The sequence below is a fragment of the Flavobacterium sp. UW10123 genome (assembly GCF_040538975.1).
GTDB lineage: Bacteria > Bacteroidota > Bacteroidia > Flavobacteriales > Flavobacteriaceae > Flavobacterium.
In genome coordinates this window covers 38,789-61,171 of record NZ_JBEWQE010000014.1, presented here as the reverse complement: position 1 = coordinate 61,171, position 22,383 = coordinate 38,789, and the positions used below count along the sequence as shown (strand labels likewise).

Sequence of the window (22,383 nt, the reverse complement as noted above, 5' to 3'; positions counted from 1 at the left end):
TGGCAAATGTCTTTTTATTGCTAAGATTTTTTTTTAACTTTGAAAGAATAAGGATTCTGCAATCCATCATATAAATCTTCAGAAAATCTTCCCTAATGAAACTTACCAAGACTTTTAAAGCCTTTTTTGAAAACGAGAAATCTGGGGGAATCATCTTGCTCTTTGTCACGATTTTATCCCTTTATCTTGCTAATTCTTCTATTCAAGTTCCGTACGTGGCTTTTTGGGAAAAAGAATTTGCTGGACATTCTATAACCCATTGGATCAACGACGGATTGATGACTATTTTCTTCCTTTTGATCGGATTGGAGTTGGAACGTGAGATTTATCATGGTGAATTATCCAATATTAAAAATGCTTCTCTGCCAATTATGGCTGCTTTTGGAGGAATGCTTGTTCCTGCTGCAATCTTTCTGGCTTTAAATTATGGCACAACCACACAAAATGGAGCTGGAATTCCAATGGCAACAGATATTGCTTTTGCAATCGGAATTTTATCACTTCTAGGGAAAAGAGTTCCTACGTCTTTGAAAGTTTTTTTAACTGCTTTGGCAGTTATAGACGATTTGGGCGCTATTATTGTAATTGCTGTGTTTTACACTACATCAATTTCTTTTTTGAATCTAGGAATTGCACTTGGAATTTGGGGCTTATTATTTATCTTAAACCGAATGAAGGTTCATAATCTGATTCCGTATTTAATAGGCGGCGTAATAATGTGGTATTTTATGCTTAATTCAGGCGTTCACGCAACCATTACGGGAGTAATTTTAGCATTTGTAATTCCGTTTGGCGACGGCGGCGAAAAAACTTCTTCGTATAGACTGCAGCATTTTTTACATCAGCCTGTTGCCTTTTTTATTCTGCCACTGTTTGCAATTGCAAATACCGCTATAACCATTACAGAAAACTGGCACCAAGGTCTTAATCATGTTAACACATACGGAATCATTCTTGGACTTGTAGTAGGTAAGCCCCTCGGAATTTTACTCTTCTCTTCTGTTGGTGTAACTTCTGGTTTGTGCATGTTGCCTAAGAACTTAAAGTGGGCTCATATTTTAGGCGCAGGAATGCTGGGCGGAATTGGTTTCACCATGTCAATCTTTATTACGGTTCTTGCATTTAAAAATCCTGAAATTATTGTTTTTTCTAAAATAGCGATTCTTATTGCTTCTTTCTTAGCTGGACTTATGGGATTTGTTTATTTGAAATACATACTGAACAGATCGAAATAAAATTCCACTTATAATACTTTGACAAATTATCTGTGTGATTTTTTCATTCCTCAGAATGGCAATAATCCCTTTTAAAAAAGAAAGAAAATCCTTATTTTTGTAATTCTAAAATTAATGAAATGGGTTGGGATACACAAATAATTATATTTGTAGAAAACATACAAAACGAGGAAAAAGAAATTGCTTTAGATTTATATGGATCCGATAAAAATTTCATCACAGGGCTTTTCTTCGCGAAATCAAAATTTTGTAGCGATGGAACTAAAGCAATAATTTTCACATACGAACGTCGCAAATACTTACCTTACTGGACAATTAAAGAGGTATCACTAAAATATACTGGAAAATATTTTACTGCAATAGCCAGTTCCCCTGATTTCATTCTGGGTCCTGCTGGAATCATTAAATTTTTTAATGGTGAAATTATAGATAGTTATGGTTTTTGGGAAAGAGAACTAGTGGCAACCGAATTTCTAGAAAACCCAAATTCTGAAGTTCTATATCAATGGTTTGCAAAAGATAAGTTAGAAGAACAATTTAGAGAATTCTATGTAGACAAACAACCAAAAAAATGGATTGAAGATTCATACAGAGAAAACATAATAGAATTTACAGATGAACAAAATCAAAAGTTTATTGAAATAATTGAAAATTATAAAACAAATAACGATTGGACAGAAATCAAACTAAACAAAAAATAAAAAATTCCAAACTCCAGCAAGAATTGGAATTTGGAATTTAAAATATTGATTTTTTTTAAAATCTATCCTTTGATTTGTTTCAAAGAAGTCTTAATTCCTTTGATTAAAGATGAACTGAAGCCATTGTGCTCCATTTCATTTAAACCAACAATTGTACAGCCTTGTGGCGTTGTTACACGGTCGATTAATTGTTCTGGGTGTACTCGTTCTTCTAAAAGCATTTTAGCTGCTCCTTTTACGGTTTGAGCAGCAATTGCAAGTGCAGTATTAGAATCAAATCCAATTTCGATTCCTGCCTGCATAGAAGCACGAATATAACGCAATGCGTATGCAGTTCCGCAAGCTCCCAAAACAGTCGCTGCATCCATTAATTTTTCGTCAATTACAGGTGCCGTTCCTAAATCCTGGAATAAATCAACTACTGGCGAAGCATTTACTGCATATTTTTCTGGAAAAGAAATACAGGTTGCCGATTCGCCAAACTGCGCTGCAATATTTGGCATAATGCGCACCACTGGATATTCAAAATTTGTTTTTGTTTGAAGCATATCCAAAGACAATCCGCTTACTGCCGAGGCAATGGTTTTGTTTTGAATAACAGGCAGAATTTCGGCTAAAACTGTATCAACCTGATAAGGCTTTATAGTTAAAATTACAACATCAGCTTCCTGAATATTGTGTTTATTATCGTTAGAAACGGTAATTCCGTACTCAGATAAATATTGAATACTTGCAATGTTTCTTCTAGTAACAGTAACTTGGTTGTTTTTCGAGAATTTAGCAATTCCTAAGGCAATAGAAACCCCAAGGTTTCCTCCTCCAATAATGTGTACTTTCATTTTGGTTTGGCTTTAATTTATTTCTAGCTGGTAAACAGCATTTACCGCCTGCAAATTACGCAGATTTTAGAGATTTTAAATCACTGTAAAAGGCTAATTTGTGGCAAAAATCTAGAATCCAAGAATCAGATTTGCTACACCAAAGTATAACATGATTCCGAATACGTCATTAGTCGTTGTAATAAACGGACCAGTCGCGATCGCGGGATCAATTTTGTTTTTGTTCAGAAAAAGTGGCACTAAAGTTCCTAAAGTAGCAGCAAAAAGGATTACAACAATCATAGAAATTGAGATAGCAAATCCTACCAAATACTGCTGATACATAATAGAATGATATCCCAATAAAAGCAGAGAAATAATACTTCCTGAAATCATCGATACAGTAATCTCTTTAGTAAAATAAGCACGACTGAAATCTTTCAGCGTTCCGTTTGCCAAACCTTGTACCACGATTGCCGAAGCCTGAACCCCAATATTTCCTGCAGTTGCAGAAAGTAAAGGCACAAATATGATTAAAGTAGAATATTTCTGAAAGGTTCCTTCGTTTCCTTTCAAAACAAAAGAAGCTACAATTTCAATTACCATTCCGATTAAAAGCCAAGGCAAACGCGCTTTGGTTAATTCGTAAACGCTGTCATTCGATTCAACGTCTTGCGTAATACCCGCAGCTAACTGGTAATCTTTATCAGCTTCTTCCTTGATTACGTCAACGATGTCATCGATAGTAATTCTTCCTACCAAACGACCTAACTCGTCAACAACTGGAATTGCCTCTAAGTCATATTTCTGCATGATACGAGCAACTTCAACATCTTCCGTATCAACATTTACAAAATTTAATTTACGGATATAGACTTCGCCAATCTGAGTTTTGGTCGAAGAAGTCAGTAAATCTTTAAGTGAAAGTCTTCCTTTTAGTCGGTTTTCATCATCAACTACGTAAATAGAATGTACTCTGGATACATTTTCTGCCTGAATTCTCATTTCTTTAACGCAGGTCAAAACGTTCCAATTTTCATTCACTTTTACAAGCTCTTTTCCCATTAAACCACCTGCAGTGTTTTCGTCATAACGCAAAAGATCTACAATGTCTTTGGCATGTTCAACATCTAATATTTCAGAAATTACTTCCGCTTTGATTTCCTGCGAAAGTTCTGCGATAATATCGGCAGCGTCATTGGTTTCAAGCTCGTCAAGCTCTTCTGCGATTTCCTTTGGTGAAAGTCGGCTTAAGATATTTTCACGCAGATCCTCTTCCAATTCAAGAAGAATTTCAGCTGTTTTATCACTATCTAAAACCTTAAAGATGTAGGTTGCCTCATCGAAATCTAATTCATCTAAAATTTCGGCAATATCAGCGTGGTGCAGATCATTAAGTAAAATTTCCAGTTCACTGTCGTTTTTCTTATTGATCAGCTCCTCTAGCTGGTGTATAAATTCTTTACTAACTTTGAACTCCATCGGTTTCTATTTTTAGAGTTAGTTCAATAAATTCATCGACGCTAAGCTGCTCGGGACGTTTATCAAAGATAGTGTCTTCTCGCAAATTGTCTGATAAATTTAATGTTTTCAAACTGTTACGTAATGTTTTTCGTCTCTGCTGAAAAGCGGTTTTCACTACTGTAAAAAATAACTTTTCGCTACACGGAAGGCTGTAATCTTCCTTTCGGGTCATTCTCATCACACCCGATTTCACCTTGGGCGGAGGAATAAAAACGTTTTCATCAACTGTAAACAGATACTCTGTAGTATAGAAAGCCTGGGCTAAAACGGATAGTATTCCGTAGGTTTTCGAGCCTTTCTTTTCGCAGATGCGCTCGGCTACTTCTTTTTGGAACATTCCAGAAAATTCTGGAATCTGGTGTTTAAGATCTAATGTCCTAAAAACAATCTGTGAAGAAATATTGTACGGAAAGTTTCCAATTATAGCAAACTGTTTGTCTTGGTAAACTTCATTTATATTATACTTCAGGAAATCCTGAGAGATAATCTTGTCTTTTAATTTTGGATAATGTGCATCCAAATACGCTACCGATTCGGTATCGATCTCAATAACGTGTGTGGTAATTGGCTTTTCAAGTAAATATTTAGTAAGCACACCCATTCCTGGTCCTATTTCTAGAACCTCGTCATATCCTTTAAGACTTAAAGTATCAGCAATAGCCTTTGCGACACTTTCGTCTTTAAGAAAGTGCTGTCCTAAATGTTTTTTTGCTTTTACTTTTTCCATTTCATTTCTTGTTTGCCACCAGGCTGCAAAAGTATTCTTTTTGTTGCAAAGGCACTAAGCTTCTTTATTTTTTTTTGCCACTAAGGCTCAAAGACACAAAGTTTTATTTTTTGTTTATTTCACGTAGTTGCTGAACATCAAACAAATCTTTTGCCCGATTTGCTTTTATTTTACTTGTAATCAAATCTTCTAATGATAAAACATTCCATTTTAAAAATGTTTTTCCATTTACTGTAACCTCCTCACTATCATTGTAGGCTTCATCGAAACTTTTATTTACTGAAAATTTTGTTATAAGTTCTAAATCTAAATCAACAGGAGAAAATTTAATTGATATATTCTGCTGCTGCTGTTTTACATTTTCAGGGAAATCATCAATTTCATATCCCATCTCATTAAAAACTAGGACTAACTTTCTAAAATTTTCATCGGTTGTTTCTATCCAGAAATCAACATCTGCTGAGTGTCTTTGGTAACCATGAAAATTAACTGCTCCACCACCAACCATAAGCATTCTAACATTATGCTTTGTTGACAATGCAATAAATTCATCTATATTTTGATCCCAAAGCTTTGACATACTATTTTGATTTTATAACAATGAGAAAATTGTCTTTATTTTTATCAACTTTATTTTTTACAGGAAATGCGCTTATACGCTCACTTAAACGTAAAAAACTATAGAATCTTTCAACTTTAGATAAGCTTAAAAAATCTTCTTGTTGCCTTTTATTACTTTCTTCTTTTGTTTGAAATCGAATTTCCATAATAATTTTAATTAACTTAAGCTGAAAACTAAAAAATTTAATGTTCCGAAACAACCTCTAATTCTGTTCTGAAAGAAAGCATTTTATCAGCAAATAAGCCTAATGCTTCTCTATGAAATTCTGGTTCATCTTCGATATAAAACTTCTCTAGAGTTTCTTTACTGTCTGTTATGTATTGCACAGAATAAGTAATTCCGCCCATTTCTTCTTCAACTAAAACTTTTACGATCCTAGCCGATGAAAATTTCTGAGTAGCTAAAATTTCTGGTATGTGTTTTTCCTGCATCCATTTTAACCATTGGTCATGAACGCTTTCGTGTATATTGGTTGTAACGTTGTAAATAATCATTTTTTTCTAAGGTTCTGAGATTCTGAGATTCTAAGGTGCTAAGATTTTTTTATGTTAGACTTAAAATTCCGTAAATCTTATTATACATTTTTTTCGATTAAACGATTAAACAAATAACCGATTAAACATTAACTACAAATTCTTATCCCCTCTTAATTCGCGGTATTTTTTTCTGGCATCGACAAAGTAAATACTGTCTTGATGGTTAAAAATTACCTTTTCATATAAAGGTTTTGCTTTTTCTATATCTTTTAGTTCATCGTTGTAAATTTCTGCTGAGAAAAATAGTGCTTCATCAACATAAATTCCGTCGCTGTGATTGTCGATAATCTGCTGATATTGACTTAAAGCCGAAGCAAAATCTTTCTGACTTTCGTACACTTTTCCTAAACGAAGCAAAGTTACGGCTTCTATTTCTTGACCTTTAAAGGTTTTTAAAATATTCTGAAACTGTGCGATTGCTTCCTGTTTTTTATTCTGATAAATTAAAAAATCTCCTTTTGCAAATGCTTTTAAAGCGACTTGTGTCGAATCTGCTGCGGTGTTATCATTAATTAAAAGAAAATATTCTAAAGCATCATTGGCGATTAACTGCGTATTTGCCGCTTTTAATTCTTTAAATTGTTTATTCGCCCATTCAAAATCGCCTTTATAATAACTTGTTTTTGCCGCTTTCAAACTCGCTTCGTGCGCCATTACATCATTCTTTAAATCTAATTGAATCTGCGAATAATAAATAAGCGCCTGATTGTACTTTTCTTCTAAAAGCAAAATATCGGCCAATTCCATTTTAGCGTCGGCTTTTTGATATTCGTTTAAATTTAATTCTAAAGCCTTTTTGATTACTGCCTTTCCTTCTTCTGTCTTTTTCAAATTAAAGGCCAGAAAATGCGCTTGAATAATTTGCAAAGATAAGGTAAAAGGACTGATTTCGTAAGTCACCAGCAATTGCTTCAATTCCTGATCGATTAACGGATAATCTTTTTCCTGAGCTTTATCAATTTTAATTTGCATTAAATAGGCGTTCGACTGAATCAATAAACCTAAATCTTTGGTGTTTTGAAGGATGAAGTTCAGAATTTCTTCTGCGGTATCATTATCGCCTTCATTCATCGCAAACTGACTCAAATTAACAATACTCATCAACGATTCTGGTTCGCGTTTGTAAATAGCTTTTTCTTGAATAAAGGCTTTTCCGAATTCTTTTTGCTGTACATAAAACCAGCTTAGATAATGATTCCAGAAAACGTCTTGATCTTTTTGAGTTCTTAAGATTAATGCTTTTCGCATTGCATCTTTAAAAGCTGTATTATCGGTTTCGCCATTCATGAATCGCGACAATTGCGTCTGAATCAAATTGGTGTTCTGCGGATTTATAAAAGATTCTGTCAATAACAAATCAATCATTAAATCGGTTTTACCTAACTGCCCGTACAGCATTCCGATTTGAAAATTGAAATTGAAATTTGGCTGAATCTGCATTGCAGTCTGATACGCTTTTAAAGCATATTCTAGCAATACTTTTTTCTCAAACGAACTCGCAATTCCGTAAACATCATTCGGATTTACCTTTATTTTCTCAATTGCCTGTTCGTAGTAATTTTTGGCTTTAGAATCGTTTTTCTGTAACTGGAAATTATATCCTAACTCCACTAAAAAAACACCTTGTTTGTAGCGGTTGTAACGATCTTGGATTGCTTTTTCTGCATTGGCAAACTGTTGCAACTGCTGATAGCAATCAACCGTTCTTAAAAAATACTGCGTATTGGATGGTGCACTTCTCAAAAGCTCTTCATAACTGATTTTAGCTTTATCAAAATCTCCTTTATCGTAATAATATTGTGCCAGCTGTTCGTTTTGACCAAACGCAAAACCAGAACATAACAAAACAATACAAATCAATATGTTTCTCATATTGCTGTTTTTTTTTAGTTTTTAATCGCCGTTTTCAGTCAGTTACTGTAAAACTGTGACTTTTTTAGTTTTCCAAAAAATCAGAGCTAGGCCAATTAAAATAAACGGAATACTTAAAATCTGTCCCATATTAATCAGCATATTATTTTCAAAAGCTTCTTGATTTTCTTTAAAAAATTCAATTATAAAACGAGCTGTAAATAATAAAGTTAAGAAAGTTCCAAAGATTAATCCCTGTGCGTTTCTAATTTTTTCTGATTTATACATATAAAACAATATTCCGAAAATCAGTAAGTAAGCAAATGCTTCATACAATTGTGTTGGATGTCTCGGAATCAAATCGTCTCTTTGAAAAACTACTCCCCAATTTCCGTTGGTTGGTTTTCCATAGATCTCAGAATTCATAAAATTCCCTAATCTGATAAATGTACCTGTTACAGGAACCGCAACAGCCATTTTATCTAAAAGTTCTAAAAAATGCACTTTGTATTTTCGGCAATATAAAATCATTGCCGTAAGCACTCCAATAGAGCCACCGTGACTTGCCAAACCTTGATACCCCACAAATTGATAAACTCCCTTTATTTTCTGAATCGGTAAAAGAATTTCTATCGGATGTTTGAAGAAATACTCAGGTTCATAAAAGAAACAATGCCCTAGTCTCGCACCTAAAACGGTTCCAACAATTACATAAATCAGTAAACTATCGAGATTGTCTAGCGAAAGATTTTCTTTTTTATAAATATTTCTAACAATATAAAAGCCCAAAAGAAGTCCGCAGGCAAAAAGAGCTCCGTAATATTTTAAAGGAAAACTATCTGTAATCCAGAAAATAACAGGATCTACGTTCCAGTTTAAAATTCCATTCATCATGCTCTGTTTTTTAATTTATATAAATTAAGAAAACCTAACAGGTTTTAAAGTCTGTTAGGTTTGTATCTTAAAAACTATCTTTTTTTAGTTTATAATGTCAAATCCACAGTAAGGACGTAAAACTTCTGGAATTACGATTCCTTCTGGAGTTTGGTAATTTTCAATAATTCCAGCTAAAACACGTGGAAGCGCTAATGAACTTCCGTTAAGTGTATGCGCCAGCTGATTTTTTCCGTCTTTGTCTTTGAAACGTAGTTTCAAGCGGTTTGCCTGGAACGTTTCAAAGTTAGAAACAGAACTGATTTCTAACCAACGATCTTGTGCTGTAGAAAACACTTCAAAATCGTAAGTCAAAGCAGATGTGAATCCCATATCTCCTCCACAAAGGCGTAACACTCTGTAAGGCAATTTCAATTCTTTTAAAATCTCTTTTACATGTTCTACCATTCCGTCAAGAGCCGCGTAAGAATTATCAGGGTGCTCGATACGAACGATTTCTACTTTATCAAATTGATGCAAACGGTTTAACCCGCGAACGTGTGCTCCGTAAGAACCTGCCTCACGACGGAAACATGGCGTATATGCAGTTTGTAAAACTGGCAATTCGCTTTCGTTCAAAATTACATCGCGGAACAAATTCGTAACTGGAACCTCAGCCGTTGGAATCAAATATAAATCATCAATTCCAGCGTGATACATCTGCCCTTCTTTATCTGGCAATTGCCCAGTTCCGTAACCTGAAGCTTCGTTTACCAAATGAGGTACCTGAACCTCATTGTATCCTGCAGCTGTATTTTTGTCTAAAAAGTAGTTGATCAAAGCACGTTGAAGCTTTGCTCCTTTTCCTTTATAAACAGGGAATCCTGCGCCCGTGATTTTTACACCCAATTCAAAATCGATGATATCGTATTTCTTAACCAATTCCCAGTGAGGTTGTGCGCCTTCGTGCAAAACTGGAATATCTCCTTCTTGAAAAACATTTAAATTGTCATCTGGCGTTTTTCCTTCAGGAACAATATCTGCTGGAAGATTTGGTAATGTGTATAATTTATTGGTTAACTCAACAGCCAAAGCTTCTGCTTTTTCGCTCAGTTCTTTACTTTTTTCTTTTAGTGAAACCGTTTTTTCTTTTAAGATTGCTGCTTTAGCTTTCTCTCCAGCTTTCATCAATTCACCAATATCTTTGGACAATTTATTAGATTCTGATAAAGTATTGTCTAATTCCACCTGTGCAGCACGACGATTTTCGTCTAATTGAACCACCTCTTCAACAACGCTTTTAGCATCGATATTTCGTTTTGCTAAAGCTTTGATTACTTTCTCTTGATTTTCTCTAATAAATGCAATTTGTAACATAGCTTGATTTTTATAACTATTGTATTTTTTATAACGGAAGCAAATTTAAGGAAATGTTTGTTAACATTAGGTCAAAGTTTTGCAGTAAAACCGAAATCTCTTATAAACAGCAAAAGCACTGTAAAAGTGCCTTTGAATGTTATTAGAAATCGGTGGAAATTTACTCTAGAAAACGAAGTCTGTCATCTCTATGAAAAGCATATTCTCGTCCGTTATACTTTATCTTTTCTAATTCTTTCTTAATTTTCAGGTCACTTTTTTCTTCAATTCCATTTTCTAAATCACTTTCTATTGCTTCTTCATAAGAAAAGTTTTTAGATATGATCAAGTCAAAATAACCATTAGTTTTATGATCCGAAAAGCTCATTCCGGTTTCTAATGTTTCTATCTGAAAAGTTCCGCTTCCGTTAGAATCGCCATTGGTCAATCGAACTGGATATTCGTATAAAACCTTTTTTATCTCCTTATCAGTCAAAGTTACCAGTGTAAATTTCTTCTCCGAATACAAAACAATTCGGCTGCTCGCATTGGCTTCAGTATAAAAAGCAATTGCAGGTGTAGTTTCGTTTAGAAAAACTAGATCTTTCAAGATATGCGATTTCGAAAACTGAATAGCTTCATTATCATAATAACCTAGATTATCATCAAACTCTTCGGCAATTACGCTTCCGTCTTCACGGTTTACAAACAAGTATTTACGCTGAAAATAATTCCCCAACTCATTGTCGTTATCATCAGTTCTGAATGCTTTTTTATCGTGCGAAACAGTTGTCAGGACAAAAAAAGCGGTTTGATCGTCGTAATTGATAGAACTTGTTTCATTAATTTTAATATCCGAATATTTGATTTTGAGATTGGATGCCACTTTAGAAAGCAACTCCAGATTCATTTCTTTTGAATCATCAATTTCATCCAGATTTTTAAAAATGAGTTTTTTTATCTGTTTTTTACTAAAACCAAGTTCCGTCTGCGAAAGAAGTTCTTGATCTTGAACTTGAGCGTTGTCTTGAACCTTTTCATTTTTCCCGCAGGAAAACAAAAACATCAAAACGCCACTTAAAAGAATCGTTTTTTTCATAGGCTTTGATTTATTAGAAATTTTAGGGCATTTCAAATATATAATTTTCTTACAAACCTCAGCAGAAAAATAAAATTTAATCTCTCTTAATTTCGTGACCTATAAACTCTTCCAGTGTTTTAAACATTTCTTCAACCGAAAGCACTTCTGTATCAGGATGCGATTTTAAAAATGCAGCATTCAATTCGGCCAGATTTTCGTCCAATTCAAAATAAGCATTATTATTCAGCAAGTCTTTGAAAGCGTTTGGAGCATCATATTTATCTTTAAGAAATTTTCCTAATTTGATATTACTCTGCAAGCGCAGTTTACGGCATTGCTCTTTAAACAGTTCCAAATGTTTTTCGGCACCAATTAAAGCCAAACCTTCTTCGATTAGTTCATTAAGCTCTTTATTCCATCCTGAATCATGAACGAATTTCGAAAAATTTCCTTCCGCATATTTAGAAGCATAAAAATCTAAATAATAACTCATTATAGCATCTTCGTGAATTAAATCGTCGTCTATTTTTTCTTCGCGCATTAAATTGATTACCGAAATATTTGAATTTACAACGTCCTGAGGATTTTCACTGTTTGCCGCCGTTTCTGAAATAATGATTTTACCAAATTCCATTTTAGTTTTTATTTAAAAGATTGTTTTGCAAAGTTGAGGGAAATAATTGAGATGATTGTAAATCTTATTTTTAAAATTTCAAACAATTAAAATGAGAGAAAATTATTACTATTTTTGCCGTCTATTTTTTGATTTACAACATTATGACGCTAGTAGACTTATTATTTCGAAAACCTCAACCAAAAAAGAAATATGCTAAACTTTTACATGTATATATTTCACGTAAACATTCTGAAATAATTTTTGCACCAATGAACAGGGAAATAAAAATCCCTTTATATTTTGAACAAGAACTATGTGAGGTCATTGATTTTGAAAATACGCCAGAAATCATTGGAGAATCTTTAATACGAAATTTCGATAAATTTGAATTAAAGGAAAGAAAAAATATTCATAATAAAAAAACAGATTGGCCAGCATTCAAGGCAAGCAAAGAAAAAACAATAAAAGGGTTTGAAACAAACTATTCACTATTCAAAATAAAAGGTGCAAATGAGCACAATATCGCATTAATAATTGAATCTGTTTTTAATCTTCCATCGCAAATAGAGCTTACTACAACTATCTCATACCCTTGTGACAGCTCAGAATTAGGTCACCGTCTTTTAAGAATATATAACTCTTATGTTTCCAAAAAAGTCGAATAGCAAAAACTTTTTGACGTGAAATACAATTTTTTAAGTTTTTCTTCGTTTGTCCTTACAATCTTTAACAAAAATCAACGTTATCAATATAAATCAAAAAGTTGGTCAAAAATTGACTACCTTTAAGCAACCATTTATAAAAAAGCATATCTGTTTAAGAAATAAGACTTTACACCGAAGTTCTCCTAGCTAAAACCAAAAACATGAGACAGATTGTATTACTATTTAGCATCCTGCTTTTGCTGGTCAGCTGTGACAATGATGATTTGCCACAGTCTGATGTTCCTTTTGCGCCAGTAGGTAAAGGAGATTCTTTTGCAAACGACCAAAGTATCGCTCAAAGACATTTGGTTATTAAAGATGCTAAAACTTGGAATAATTTCTTGAAAGAAATGAACATTTCTAGTGCTACAACAAAAGGTTTTAAAGAAACAAATATTGATTTTAACCAATATCAGGTTATTGCTGTTATAGATAAAACACAACCCAATGACGGACATTCGATCGATATTGTAGAAATGACCGAAAACCGCAATACAATAATTGTTAAGGTAGAGAAACTAAAAAACGGAAATCTCACTAAAAAATCTTCCAGACCTTATGACATTGTAAAAACAGCAAAAACAGACAAAAAAGTGGTTTTTGAGCAATAATCTTCTGCAAGTCTTTTACTTCATAAACGGAAAAACATATAGACAAAACCAACTTTACTTTTTCTGTCTATTCAATATTAAATAATCTCAAAATATAAGAGAGTTCGTAAACTATAAAAAGCACCGCTAGAATAGTATGAAACTTTTTTATTATCTATTTTTATTGCTATAAAACAATATGACTTATAACCCGAACAAAATATTCGTTCTTGGTTGTATAAAAAATAATCGCCACCTTTGATTGCCGTATCGATTATATTGGCTCCAAAACTTATTGCCAGAACCGAAATAATCTTGAAATAACTTTGAAAAATAAAACCTATTGATGAAATACAAGAATAAACCGTAATTTTATTCCCATCGAGAATTAGTTTAGCTTCAAAATACAAAATATGAGGGAAAGAAAAGCATTAGAATATTACGTTTTAGACGTATTCTCAAACGAAAGCTACAAAGGAAATCCGCTTTCTGTAGTTTTTACAGACGGAAATCTAAAACTAGAAACTTATCAAGATATTTCTAAAGAATTTCGTTATTCTGAAACCTCTTTCGTCAATTATTCTACAAAAGAAAAAGCACTTGTAGTTCGTTCGTTTACTCCAACCGGAATCGAAATAGATGGTGCGGGACATAATTTATTGGGTGCAGTCTGTGGCGCTCTCCTAAAAGGAATCCCTATTTTTGATGAGCAAAATGAAAGTGAGCCATTTGTAATTATGAAACATTCGGCAATTCCAGTCACAGTACGTTTTGATTTGACGACTCTTTATCCAATTGTTCAAATGCATCAAAAATCGGCAGTTATCAAACAAGAAATCCCAACATATAAAATTGCAGTAGCCTTGGGCTTAAAGATTGAAGATTTGGATGTAAATGCTTTTGTGCCAACAATAGTTAAAACAGAAGTTGCACATACAATGGTTCCTATAAAAAACAGTCAGATACTTAACAGCTTTGTTCCCGACAACCAGCTTTTAATCGAAATCTCAAAAGAATATGATTTTGAAGGATTTTATTGTTTCACCCCAGCTGAAGAAGGTCTAGATCATATAGTAGAAACAAGATTTTTTAACCCAATAATCGGGATAAATGAAGACCCTGCAACAGGAACGGCCGCCGGACCGCTGATTGGTTTTTTAACGCAAAAAAAATTCACGAAATCTGATAAGGAATATAAAATTCTTCAAGGCGTAAAATTAAAACAGCCGTCAATGATTGAAGTCATGAATCGTGAAGAAGATATTTTGGTAGGCGGTTCTTCAATTATAACCATGAAAGGAGAACTTTATATATAACTGCCAAATTTACCAAAATATAATCTTTTTACTACTTTTATGGATTATTTATTATTTCATATTATGAAGCCAAAAGATCTTATACTTGCAAGCATAGAAAAAACTTTACTTGATCCTTTAGAACAAATTGGTTTTACGTTTTCGAAAAACTCTTTGACATTTAAAAGGAAAGTAAAGGATTTTGTTCAGACAATTCATTTTCAATCGAACAGGAATAATCAAGAAAATGTATGTGTAGAATTTTGGACTTCTTTTGGAGTATCATCACAAAAATATTCAAAATGGCATCAGATTGAATTTGGAGAAATCCCTGTTAATAATTCTGTAGGCGGTGCAATGGACTGGAATATCAAGAATTGGGAATTTCCGATCATAAATGATAAGAGAGAGCTTCATTTTCAAATCGTACATGAAAAAGAAAGAGAAAATGTACTTACCGTGCTTAAAAATAACATTCTAAACATAGGAATTCCATTTTTAGATACTCTTTCAAATTGGGAAAATGCCGGAAACAAACTAATTGAAGAAAAATGGTTTCATTATAAAGCTTGTGATTTCTTTCTAATTGCTGGAAATAATGAAAAAGCTCTTTGGGCTTTAAAGCAAGGGATTAATTATTGGAATACAAATCCTAAAGCATCTTTTCCAGAAGATCAAAAGAAAATCCAAATACGATTATCCAAATACTTTGAAAAATAAAAAAGCTGCATCTCGAAAAATGCAGCTTTTTTTATACTCAAAACCAAATAAAAATTTAGTTTGTTTTCATTGGCGGTAAATCAAACGCAATAGAATCGTGTTCGAAATTATTACGGTGTGCTCCATCACAAAATGGTTTGTTTGCAGAATGTCCGCAACGGCAAAGTCCTAATGCTTGTCTTCCTTGCAAACCGTAAAGTGTTCCTTCTGGATCCATGATTTCAAAATCGCCTTCAATTTTGATTGATCCGTTTTTATTGATGATTAATTTAGTCTTACTCATAAATTTTGTTTTTTTCGGCTGCAAAGATTGCGAAATATATTCTCATTTATAAGCTAGAAACGTAGTTTAAACTGGTTCTATTTTATTGCTTTTTTCTGCAAAGTTCATAAAGATTTTCCGCGGAGATTCGCTAAGATTTTTGTTTTTTGAATCTCGCAAAGTCGCAGAGACGCAAAGTTTTTTATTTTTTTAGCCACAGATTAGAAAGATTTAAATGATTTTTACTTAAATCTGCTCAATCTGCGGGAAACATAACTTTATGTCTCTGCGACTTTGCGAGATTATTTCAGTTTAATAAATAAAAATCCTAGCGAATATCAGCGAAAAAATCAGCGAATCTCCACGTAATATTAAAATCTCAATTCTATTGCTTATTTTTGCACTCAATAAAATTGAATTATGATACAAGATCCAAAAAGATATACGATCACGGCGGCATTGCCATACACCAACGGACCTATTCATATTGGTCACTTGGCTGGGGTTTACGTGCCTGCAGATATATATTCTAGATATTTAAGATTGCAAGGAAAAGATGTAGCATTTATCTGCGGAAGCGATGAACACGGGGTTGCAATTTCGATGAAAGCTAAAAAAGAAGGAATTACACCGCAGGAAGTTATTGATAAATATGACGGAATCATTCGTAAATCGTTTGCAGATTTCGGAATTTCATTCAACAATTATTCTAGAACTTCGGCTAAAATTCATCATGATACGGCTTCAGAATTCTTTAGAACTTTGTATGATAAAGGTGATTTTATTGAAGAAACTACAGAACAATTGTACGATGCAAAAGCAAATCAGTTTTTAGCAGACCGTTTTGTGGTTGGAACTTGCCCAAAATGTGGTAATGACGGAGCTTACGGAGATCAATGTGAAAATTGCGGATCGACTTTGAACGCAACTGATTTGATTAACCCAAAATCGACAATTACTGGCGAAACTCCTGTTTTAAAATCAACTAAACACTGGTTTTTACCTTTGGATCGTTATGATGCTTTTTTACGCGAATGGATTTTAGAAGGTCATAAAAATGATTGGAAAACTAACGTTTACGGACAAGTAAAATCTTGGATCGACGCAGGATTAGAGCCTCGTGCTGTAACACGTGACCTTGATTGGGGAATTGATGTTCCTGTTGAAGGAGCTGAAGGCAAAAAACTTTATGTTTGGTTTGATGCACCGATCGGTTACATTTCTTCTACTAAAGAATGGGCAGCGCGCGAAGGAAAAGATTGGGAACCATATTGGAAAGATCAAGATACCAAATTGGTTCACTTTATCGGAAAAGATAATATTGTTTTTCACTGTATCATTTTCCCAGCAATGCTTAAAGCTGAAGGAAGTTATATTTTACCAGATAACGTTCCTGCCAATGAGTTCTTGAATTTGGAAGGAAACAAACTTTCGACTTCTAAAAACTGGGCGGTTTGGTTACACGAATATTTAGAGGAATTCCCAGATAAGCAGGATGTTTTACGTTATGCTTTAACGTCAAACGCTCCTGAAACAAAAGATAATGATTTTACTTGGAAAGATTTCCAGGCTAGAAATAACAACGAGTTGGTTGCCGTTTTCGGAAACTTCGTAAACCGTGTTGTGGTTTTAACCAACAAATATTACGACGGAGTTGTTCCAGCGCCAAACGAATTTACAGAAGTAGACGAACAAACTTTAGCAGAACTAAAAGCGTATCCAGCGGTAATTTCAAGTTCGGTTGAGCGTTACAGATTCCGTGAAGCTTTGGGCGAATTGATGAATGTGGCTCGTTTAGGAAACAAATACCTAGCAGACGAAGAGCCTTGGAAAGTGATGAAAGACAATCCAGAGCGTGTAAAAACTCAAATGTATGTGGCTTTGCAAATAGCTGCTGCGTTGAGCGTTTTGGCTGAACCGTTTTTACCTTTCACGGCTGCGAAACTTTCTAAAATCTTGAATTTATCTGACCTTAAAGAACACTTTGCAGGTTTCAGCAAGTTCTTGAAAGAGAAAAATCGCGATGCAAAAGACATCATTATTGATAAAACATTAGGTTGGAATGATATTTCTGAAACTTCAGATTTATTGCCTGCTGGACACAAAATTGGCGAAGCAGAATTGCTTTTCGCTAAAATTGAAGACGAAGAAATACAAAAACAAATAGATAAATTGGAAGCGACAAAAACAGCTAATCTTGCCGAAAACAAACAAGCAGAACCTCAAAAAGATTTAATTCAGTTTGAAGATTTTGCGAAAATGGATATCCGTATCGGAACTATTTTAGAAGCTGAAAAAATGCCAAAAGCAAACAAACTTTTGGTTCTTAAAGTAGATACAGGAATCGATGTTCGTACGATTGTTTCGGGAATAGCTGAAAGTTTTTCGCCAGAAGAAATCATCGGAAAACGTGTTTCTGTATTAGCAAACCTTGCTCCAAGAGCTTTACGCGGTGTTGAAAGTCAAGGAATGATCTTGATGACAACAAACGCCGAAGGAAAACTGGTTTTTGTAAATCCAGATGCTGATGCGCCGAATGGAGCTACGGTAAACTAATTTTATACATTTTATAAATGGCGTGAATCAGTTAATACTAATTGATTCACGCTTTTTTGTTTAATTAAGTGTAAATTTATTCCCTCAAAATAAAATGTTCCTCAAAAAATTAAAATGAAAAAAGTCCTTATTCTACTATTATCAATTGTTTTATACAATTGCAGCAGTGACAAAAATACTGTTGATGAAACTGAAATATCCGAAGTAAAATTAACTGCAACCATTATTGAACCTATAAAAGATAGGGATCTATCTTTTTATAATAATGGTACTGCAGGTATTTTTGAAGATCCAACAGTACAAAAAAAATTAAAAGCAAAAATAGTACTCTCTGATGATAGCAATTCCAAAACTAATTTAGCAATTAAATGGAGAAGCAATATCGACGGATCACTATATGAAGGAAAACCAGACAATAATTTAGAAAGTGAAATTAATATCAATTTGACTAAAGGATTACATAAAATTTTCTTTGAAGTTTACAGTAACAACAACCTTTTGATTAAGAAGGACTCCATAACAATTTCAAATGTAATTAAACTTGAAGCATCAAATGATACAGGCAGATCGATAAATTTAAACTGGTCTAAATATGAAGGAAACGACTTTATTTCTTATTTGGTGTATGGTAATAACTCCCAACCACTAGCTGAAATTACGGATATTAATAAATTAACTTACGAATATCTAGAGACAAAATCCTTAATCGAAAAACAGAAATATCAAATTGTAGTTAAAACTTCTAACTCTCCAAGCGAAGTTATAGGAAGTAATATTGTCGAGATCATAACGGGTAATTTCATAGAATTTCAATACTATATTCCAAAAATGATTAAAGACGCTCAAAGATCAAAGATATATGCAATTGTTGCGCCTCAATATAGCTCTGATAAAGCTGACAAATATGGTCTATTGATAATTGATAGTAAAAATTTAAAAATTGAATCCCATATTTTAACCAATGAAAGGTTTTCAGATTTAGACATTTCACCTGACGGTCAATTTTTATATCTAACACAACGTTATATCGACAAATTAACGAAAGTTGACTTATCGACAATGTCGGCATATAACTTTCCAACACAAACAGACGGCTGGGGTTTTCATAAAATTGAAGCAGGAAATAATAATGTTTTATTCTGCCATAGAACACCTCCAACCTCTGGTGCCACGGGTATTTATACAATTAATGGAGCAAATGGAAATGCAATTAACATTAGTTACAATGCATATACACACGGAGATATAGAATTTAATAGTAAAAACGGCAAATTATATATGGGAGAAAGTAATACTTCTTCCGGAGTAATTTATTCTAATACATACATTAATCAGGAACTAAAAATTGAAAAGAATTATCCCGTATTTCCTGATGGAGTTTTATATCCGGAACCGTTTCTTTTTATTTCAGAAGATAATGAATCTATTTTTTGGGAAAAGTATCAACTGAGTTTAGGTCTTCAAGTAAAAAGAGAATTTAATACGAAAATGATAGCCGCAAGTCCGTCAAATATCTATTTATCTGATCTAGAAAAAGTATATAACTATGATAATCTTTCTGTTATTTTCAGCTACCCCCCATTTCCCTTAGATGATAATAGGAAATCCATTTTGTTTATTGATGACGAGACTATAATTACCTGTAAAACTTATCAACCAAATGTAGTAGGAGAAGCTGCCCAAACTTATTTTTTCAAAATGAAAATTTAATAATTTGGATTTACATTGAACAAACAAAGAAGCTTTTAAAGAATTAAATCAGAATCTATTTATTAAAGTAAAAAATGAAACTCACAAAACCAAGATTAGCCCTAATCTGCGGTATACTCTGCATATCTATTTTCCCGATATTGGTAAAATTACGTTTAACACCAGGATTAATTTCGGCTTTTTACCGAATGTTTTTTGCTGTGTTACTTTTATTGCCTTATGTTATTTTCAGCGGGAACTTTAAACTTCCAAAACTAAAATTTACACTTTTAGCCGTGCTTTGTGGTGTTTTGTTTTCTTCTGATGTTGCAGTTTGGAATATCGCCATTCAGGAATCAAGTGCAACTCAGGCATCTTTATTGACCAATTTATCTCCTGTTTGGGTTGGCGTTGGTTCTTTCTTTTTTCTAAAAGCAAAACCTGCAACCAATTTCTGGATCGGAACCTTAGTCGCTTTATTCGGAATGGTAACTTTAGTAGGTTTTGAATTTTTTATCGATTTAAACTTCGATAAAGCATTTCTATTTGCTGTTTTATCTGGTATTCTATATTCCATTTATCTTTTGGTCAGCAAAAATGTACTTTCAGAAGTTGATGTTCTTTCGTTTATGACGATTAGTTTATTTGCTTCGAGCATTTATTTAGGAATTTTATGTTACGCATTAGGCGAACCTTTCACCGGATTTTCAAATGCAGGCTGGTTTGTTCTCGTGCTTCAAGCTGTTATTTGTCAATTATGCGCTTGGCTTTCGATCAGTTATGCTACTCAGCACATGCGTGCAACTAGGGTTTCATTAAGTTTATTGAGTCAAGCTGTAATTACCTCAATTTTGGCTTGGTTGTTTTTGGAAGAACAAATAACTTTACAAATGGTTTTCGGCGGAATCATTCTGCTTTTCGGAATCCGAATTACTTTTTACGATAAAACGATTTCTTTGAAAGGGCTTTTTTCTAAAGATTAAGAAAAAGGTTTCACGCAGATTCAACAGATTTAAGCAGATTTTTAGAAATCATTTTAATCTTAATAATCTGTGGCAAAAAAAAACTCTCGCAGATTCAGCAGATTGAGCAGATTTATTTTTTAAAACATGAATAATCATTTAATCTTTAGCTAAAAAAAATTTGTGCAATTTGCGTAATTTGTTGTTAAAAAAGTCTCACGCAGATGGCAAAAAATTAGTTTAATTTGCGAATTCGTGGCAAAAAAACCCGACAAAGAAAACCTTAAACTTTAAACAAAAACACCATGTTACATAAAACTAAAATACCAAACCTAAAAGTAATCGCATTTGATGCTGATGACACTTTGTTTGTTAACGAACCATACTTTCAAGAAACCGAACATAAATTTTGTGCTTTGATGGAAGATTATCTTTCGCATCAAGGCATTTCGCAAGAATTATTTAAAATCGAAATTGCCAATTTGCCTTTGTACGGTTACGGAATCAAAGGCTATATCCTTTCGATGATTGAAGCTGCAATGAATATTTCGAACAATACGATTCCGATGGAAGTCATTGAAAAAATCATTCAATACGGAAAAGAATTACTCGAAAAACCAATCGAATTGTTGGACGGAATTGAAGAAACGCTTGAAGCTTTAAAAGGCAAATACAAATTGGTTGTTGCTACAAAAGGCGATTTAAAAGATCAGCATAGCAAATTGCATCGTTCTGGTTTAGGGCATTATTTCCATCATATCGAAGTAATGTCAGACAAACAAGAAATCGATTATCAGAAACTTTTAGGACGTTTAGACATCGAGGCACACGAATTTTTGATGATCGGAAATTCATTAAAATCAGATGTTCTTCCAGTTTTAGGAATTGGCGGTTATGCCGTTCACATTCCGTTTCACACTACTTGGGAACACGAAAAAATTAATCACACTATAGAACACGAGCATTTTAGTTCATTTGAAACTATTGCAGAAGTGGTTCCGAATTTATTATAATGAAAACACTTTTAGACTTAGAAAATTGGAATAGAAAAGAGCATTTTGCCCATTTTAAACAAATGGACGAACCTTTTTTTGGCGTTACAGTAGAAATCGATTGTACCAAAGCGTATCAAACCGCAAAAAGTATCAATGCCTCTTTCTTCAATTTCTATCTGCATAAAACTTTGACTGCGGTAAACGCAATCGAAAATTTTAGATATCGAATTTCAGAAGACAAAATTTACATTAACGATCGTATTGATGCTTCGGCAACAATTGGACGAGAAGATGGCACTTTCGGATTTTCTTTAATTGAATATCACTCAGATTTTAAAACATTCGAACAAATTGCATTAACCGAAATAGAACGCATTCAAAATACAACCGGACTTTTCACAAGATCTTTTGATGACGATAATCTGATTCATTTTTCGGCAATTCCGTGGCTAAATTTTAGTTCAATCACGCATGCACGCAGTTTTACGTATCCAGACAGCTGTCCAAAAATTTCGTTTGGAAAAATGATGGTTTCTGAAACAGGAAAAAGAACCATGTCAATGGCGGTTTATGTGCATCACGGTTTAATGGACGGACTGCACGTTGGTCAATTTGTAGATCTTTTTCAAGAGCTTATGAATCAATAAAATAAGCGGAATGATTTTTGCGC

The 22,383-nt window shown here is 33.4% G+C and carries 23 protein-coding genes; 11 read left to right on the top strand and 12 right to left on the bottom strand.

Features of this window, described 5'->3' with window-relative positions; all coding sequences use genetic code 11:
• Window positions 1-95: 95 nt before the first annotated feature.
• Window positions 96-1,235, top strand: a complete 1,140-nt coding sequence (gene nhaA / locus ABXT06_RS16950) for a Na+/H+ antiporter NhaA (RefSeq protein WP_354591792.1) — start codon at window positions 96-98, stop codon at window positions 1,233-1,235.
• A 119-nt stretch (window positions 1,236-1,354) separates the two neighbouring features.
• Window positions 1,355-1,936 (top strand): hypothetical protein, encoded by a 582-nt coding sequence (locus ABXT06_RS16945; RefSeq protein WP_354591791.1) that lies wholly within the window; start codon window positions 1,355-1,357, stop codon window positions 1,934-1,936.
• 62 nt (window positions 1,937-1,998) lie between these two features.
• Here the strand turns inward: ABXT06_RS16945 and proC are convergent, their stop codons facing one another.
• The 11 genes from proC to ABXT06_RS16890 form a co-directional block, all read right to left on the bottom strand.
• Window positions 1,999-2,775, bottom strand: coding sequence for a pyrroline-5-carboxylate reductase (gene proC / locus ABXT06_RS16940; protein WP_354591790.1), 777 nt, complete (start codon window positions 2,773-2,775; stop codon window positions 1,999-2,001).
• 111 nt (window positions 2,776-2,886) lie between these two features.
• On the bottom strand, window positions 2,887-4,236 hold the full coding sequence (gene mgtE / locus ABXT06_RS16935) for a magnesium transporter (protein WP_354591789.1): 1,350 nt from the start codon (window positions 4,234-4,236) through the stop codon (window positions 2,887-2,889).
• Window positions 4,220-5,005, bottom strand: a complete 786-nt coding sequence (gene rsmA / locus ABXT06_RS16930) for a 16S rRNA (adenine(1518)-N(6)/adenine(1519)-N(6))-dimethyltransferase RsmA (protein WP_248728683.1) — start codon at window positions 5,003-5,005, stop codon at window positions 4,220-4,222. Before rsmA ends, mgtE begins: the two co-directional genes overlap by 17 nt.
• Before the next feature lie 103 nt (window positions 5,006-5,108).
• On the bottom strand, window positions 5,109-5,585 hold the full coding sequence (locus tag ABXT06_RS16925) for a nucleotidyl transferase AbiEii/AbiGii toxin family protein (protein ID WP_354591788.1): 477 nt from the start codon (window positions 5,583-5,585) through the stop codon (window positions 5,109-5,111).
• Window position 5,586: 1 nt separating this feature from the next.
• The gene (locus ABXT06_RS16920; RefSeq protein ID WP_354591787.1) at window positions 5,587-5,772 is read right to left on the bottom strand and encodes a hypothetical protein; all 186 of its coding nucleotides are present in this window, start codon (window positions 5,770-5,772) and stop codon (window positions 5,587-5,589) included.
• Window positions 5,773-5,809: 37 nt separating this feature from the next.
• On the bottom strand, window positions 5,810-6,121 hold the full coding sequence (locus ABXT06_RS16915) for a DUF4286 family protein (protein ID WP_354591786.1): 312 nt from the start codon (window positions 6,119-6,121) through the stop codon (window positions 5,810-5,812).
• 132 nt (window positions 6,122-6,253) lie between these two features.
• Entirely contained in the window at window positions 6,254-8,035 is a 1,782-nt protein-coding gene (locus tag ABXT06_RS16910; RefSeq protein ID WP_354591785.1) for a tetratricopeptide repeat protein, read from the bottom strand.
• A gap of 42 nt (window positions 8,036-8,077) precedes the next feature.
• Window positions 8,078-8,908, bottom strand: coding sequence for a prolipoprotein diacylglyceryl transferase (gene lgt / locus ABXT06_RS16905; protein WP_354591784.1), 831 nt, complete (start codon window positions 8,906-8,908; stop codon window positions 8,078-8,080).
• Between the two features lie 84 nt (window positions 8,909-8,992).
• A complete protein-coding gene (gene serS / locus ABXT06_RS16900; protein WP_354591783.1) occupies window positions 8,993-10,264 on the bottom strand; it encodes a serine--tRNA ligase in 1,272 nt (423 codons plus the stop codon).
• 160 nt (window positions 10,265-10,424) lie between these two features.
• Entirely contained in the window at window positions 10,425-11,342 is a 918-nt protein-coding gene (locus ABXT06_RS16895) for a hypothetical protein (RefSeq protein ID WP_354591782.1), read from the bottom strand.
• Between the two features lie 76 nt (window positions 11,343-11,418).
• Window positions 11,419-11,958: a DMP19 family protein gene (locus tag ABXT06_RS16890; protein WP_354591781.1), complete on the bottom strand. Its 540-nt coding sequence runs from the start codon at window positions 11,956-11,958 to the stop codon at window positions 11,419-11,421.
• A 143-nt stretch (window positions 11,959-12,101) separates the two neighbouring features.
• Between ABXT06_RS16890 and ABXT06_RS16885 the strand changes: the two genes are divergently transcribed.
• The 4 genes from ABXT06_RS16885 to ABXT06_RS16870 all read left to right on the top strand — a co-directional run bounded on the left by ABXT06_RS16885 (window position 12,102) and on the right by ABXT06_RS16870 (window position 15,249).
• Entirely contained in the window at window positions 12,102-12,605 is a 504-nt protein-coding gene (locus tag ABXT06_RS16885; protein WP_354591780.1) for a hypothetical protein, read from the top strand.
• A gap of 200 nt (window positions 12,606-12,805) precedes the next feature.
• Window positions 12,806-13,255, top strand: coding sequence for a protease complex subunit PrcB family protein (locus ABXT06_RS16880; protein WP_354591779.1), 450 nt, complete (start codon window positions 12,806-12,808; stop codon window positions 13,253-13,255).
• A gap of 392 nt (window positions 13,256-13,647) precedes the next feature.
• Entirely contained in the window at window positions 13,648-14,550 is a 903-nt protein-coding gene (locus ABXT06_RS16875) for a PhzF family phenazine biosynthesis protein (protein WP_354591778.1), read from the top strand.
• A gap of 63 nt (window positions 14,551-14,613) precedes the next feature.
• A complete protein-coding gene (locus ABXT06_RS16870; RefSeq protein WP_354591777.1) occupies window positions 14,614-15,249 on the top strand; it encodes a DUF4304 domain-containing protein in 636 nt (211 codons plus the stop codon).
• Window positions 15,250-15,304: 55 nt separating this feature from the next.
• Here ABXT06_RS16870 and ABXT06_RS16865 read toward each other — a convergent pair whose 3' ends face one another.
• Entirely contained in the window at window positions 15,305-15,532 is a 228-nt protein-coding gene (locus ABXT06_RS16865; protein ID WP_354591776.1) for a CDGSH iron-sulfur domain-containing protein, read from the bottom strand.
• A gap of 399 nt (window positions 15,533-15,931) precedes the next feature.
• Between ABXT06_RS16865 and metG the strand changes: the two genes are divergently transcribed.
• The 5 genes from metG to ABXT06_RS16840 all read left to right on the top strand — a co-directional run bounded on the left by metG (window position 15,932) and on the right by ABXT06_RS16840 (window position 22,360).
• Complete coding sequence (gene metG, locus ABXT06_RS16860) at window positions 15,932-18,067, top strand: methionine--tRNA ligase (RefSeq protein WP_354591775.1); 2,136 nt, start codon at window positions 15,932-15,934, stop codon at window positions 18,065-18,067.
• Window positions 18,068-18,181: 114 nt separating this feature from the next.
• Window positions 18,182-19,777 (top strand): YncE family protein, encoded by a 1,596-nt coding sequence (locus ABXT06_RS16855; protein WP_354591774.1) that lies wholly within the window; start codon window positions 18,182-18,184, stop codon window positions 19,775-19,777.
• A 74-nt stretch (window positions 19,778-19,851) separates the two neighbouring features.
• On the top strand, window positions 19,852-20,739 hold the full coding sequence (locus ABXT06_RS16850; RefSeq protein ID WP_354591773.1) for a DMT family transporter: 888 nt from the start codon (window positions 19,852-19,854) through the stop codon (window positions 20,737-20,739).
• Window positions 20,740-21,023: 284 nt separating this feature from the next.
• A complete protein-coding gene (locus tag ABXT06_RS16845) occupies window positions 21,024-21,731 on the top strand; it encodes an HAD family hydrolase (protein WP_354591772.1) in 708 nt (235 codons plus the stop codon).
• On the top strand, window positions 21,731-22,360 hold the full coding sequence (locus ABXT06_RS16840; RefSeq protein ID WP_354591771.1) for a CatA-like O-acetyltransferase: 630 nt from the start codon (window positions 21,731-21,733) through the stop codon (window positions 22,358-22,360). The genes ABXT06_RS16845 and ABXT06_RS16840 overlap by 1 nt, the downstream gene beginning before the upstream one ends.
• Window positions 22,361-22,383 lie beyond the last annotated feature (23 nt).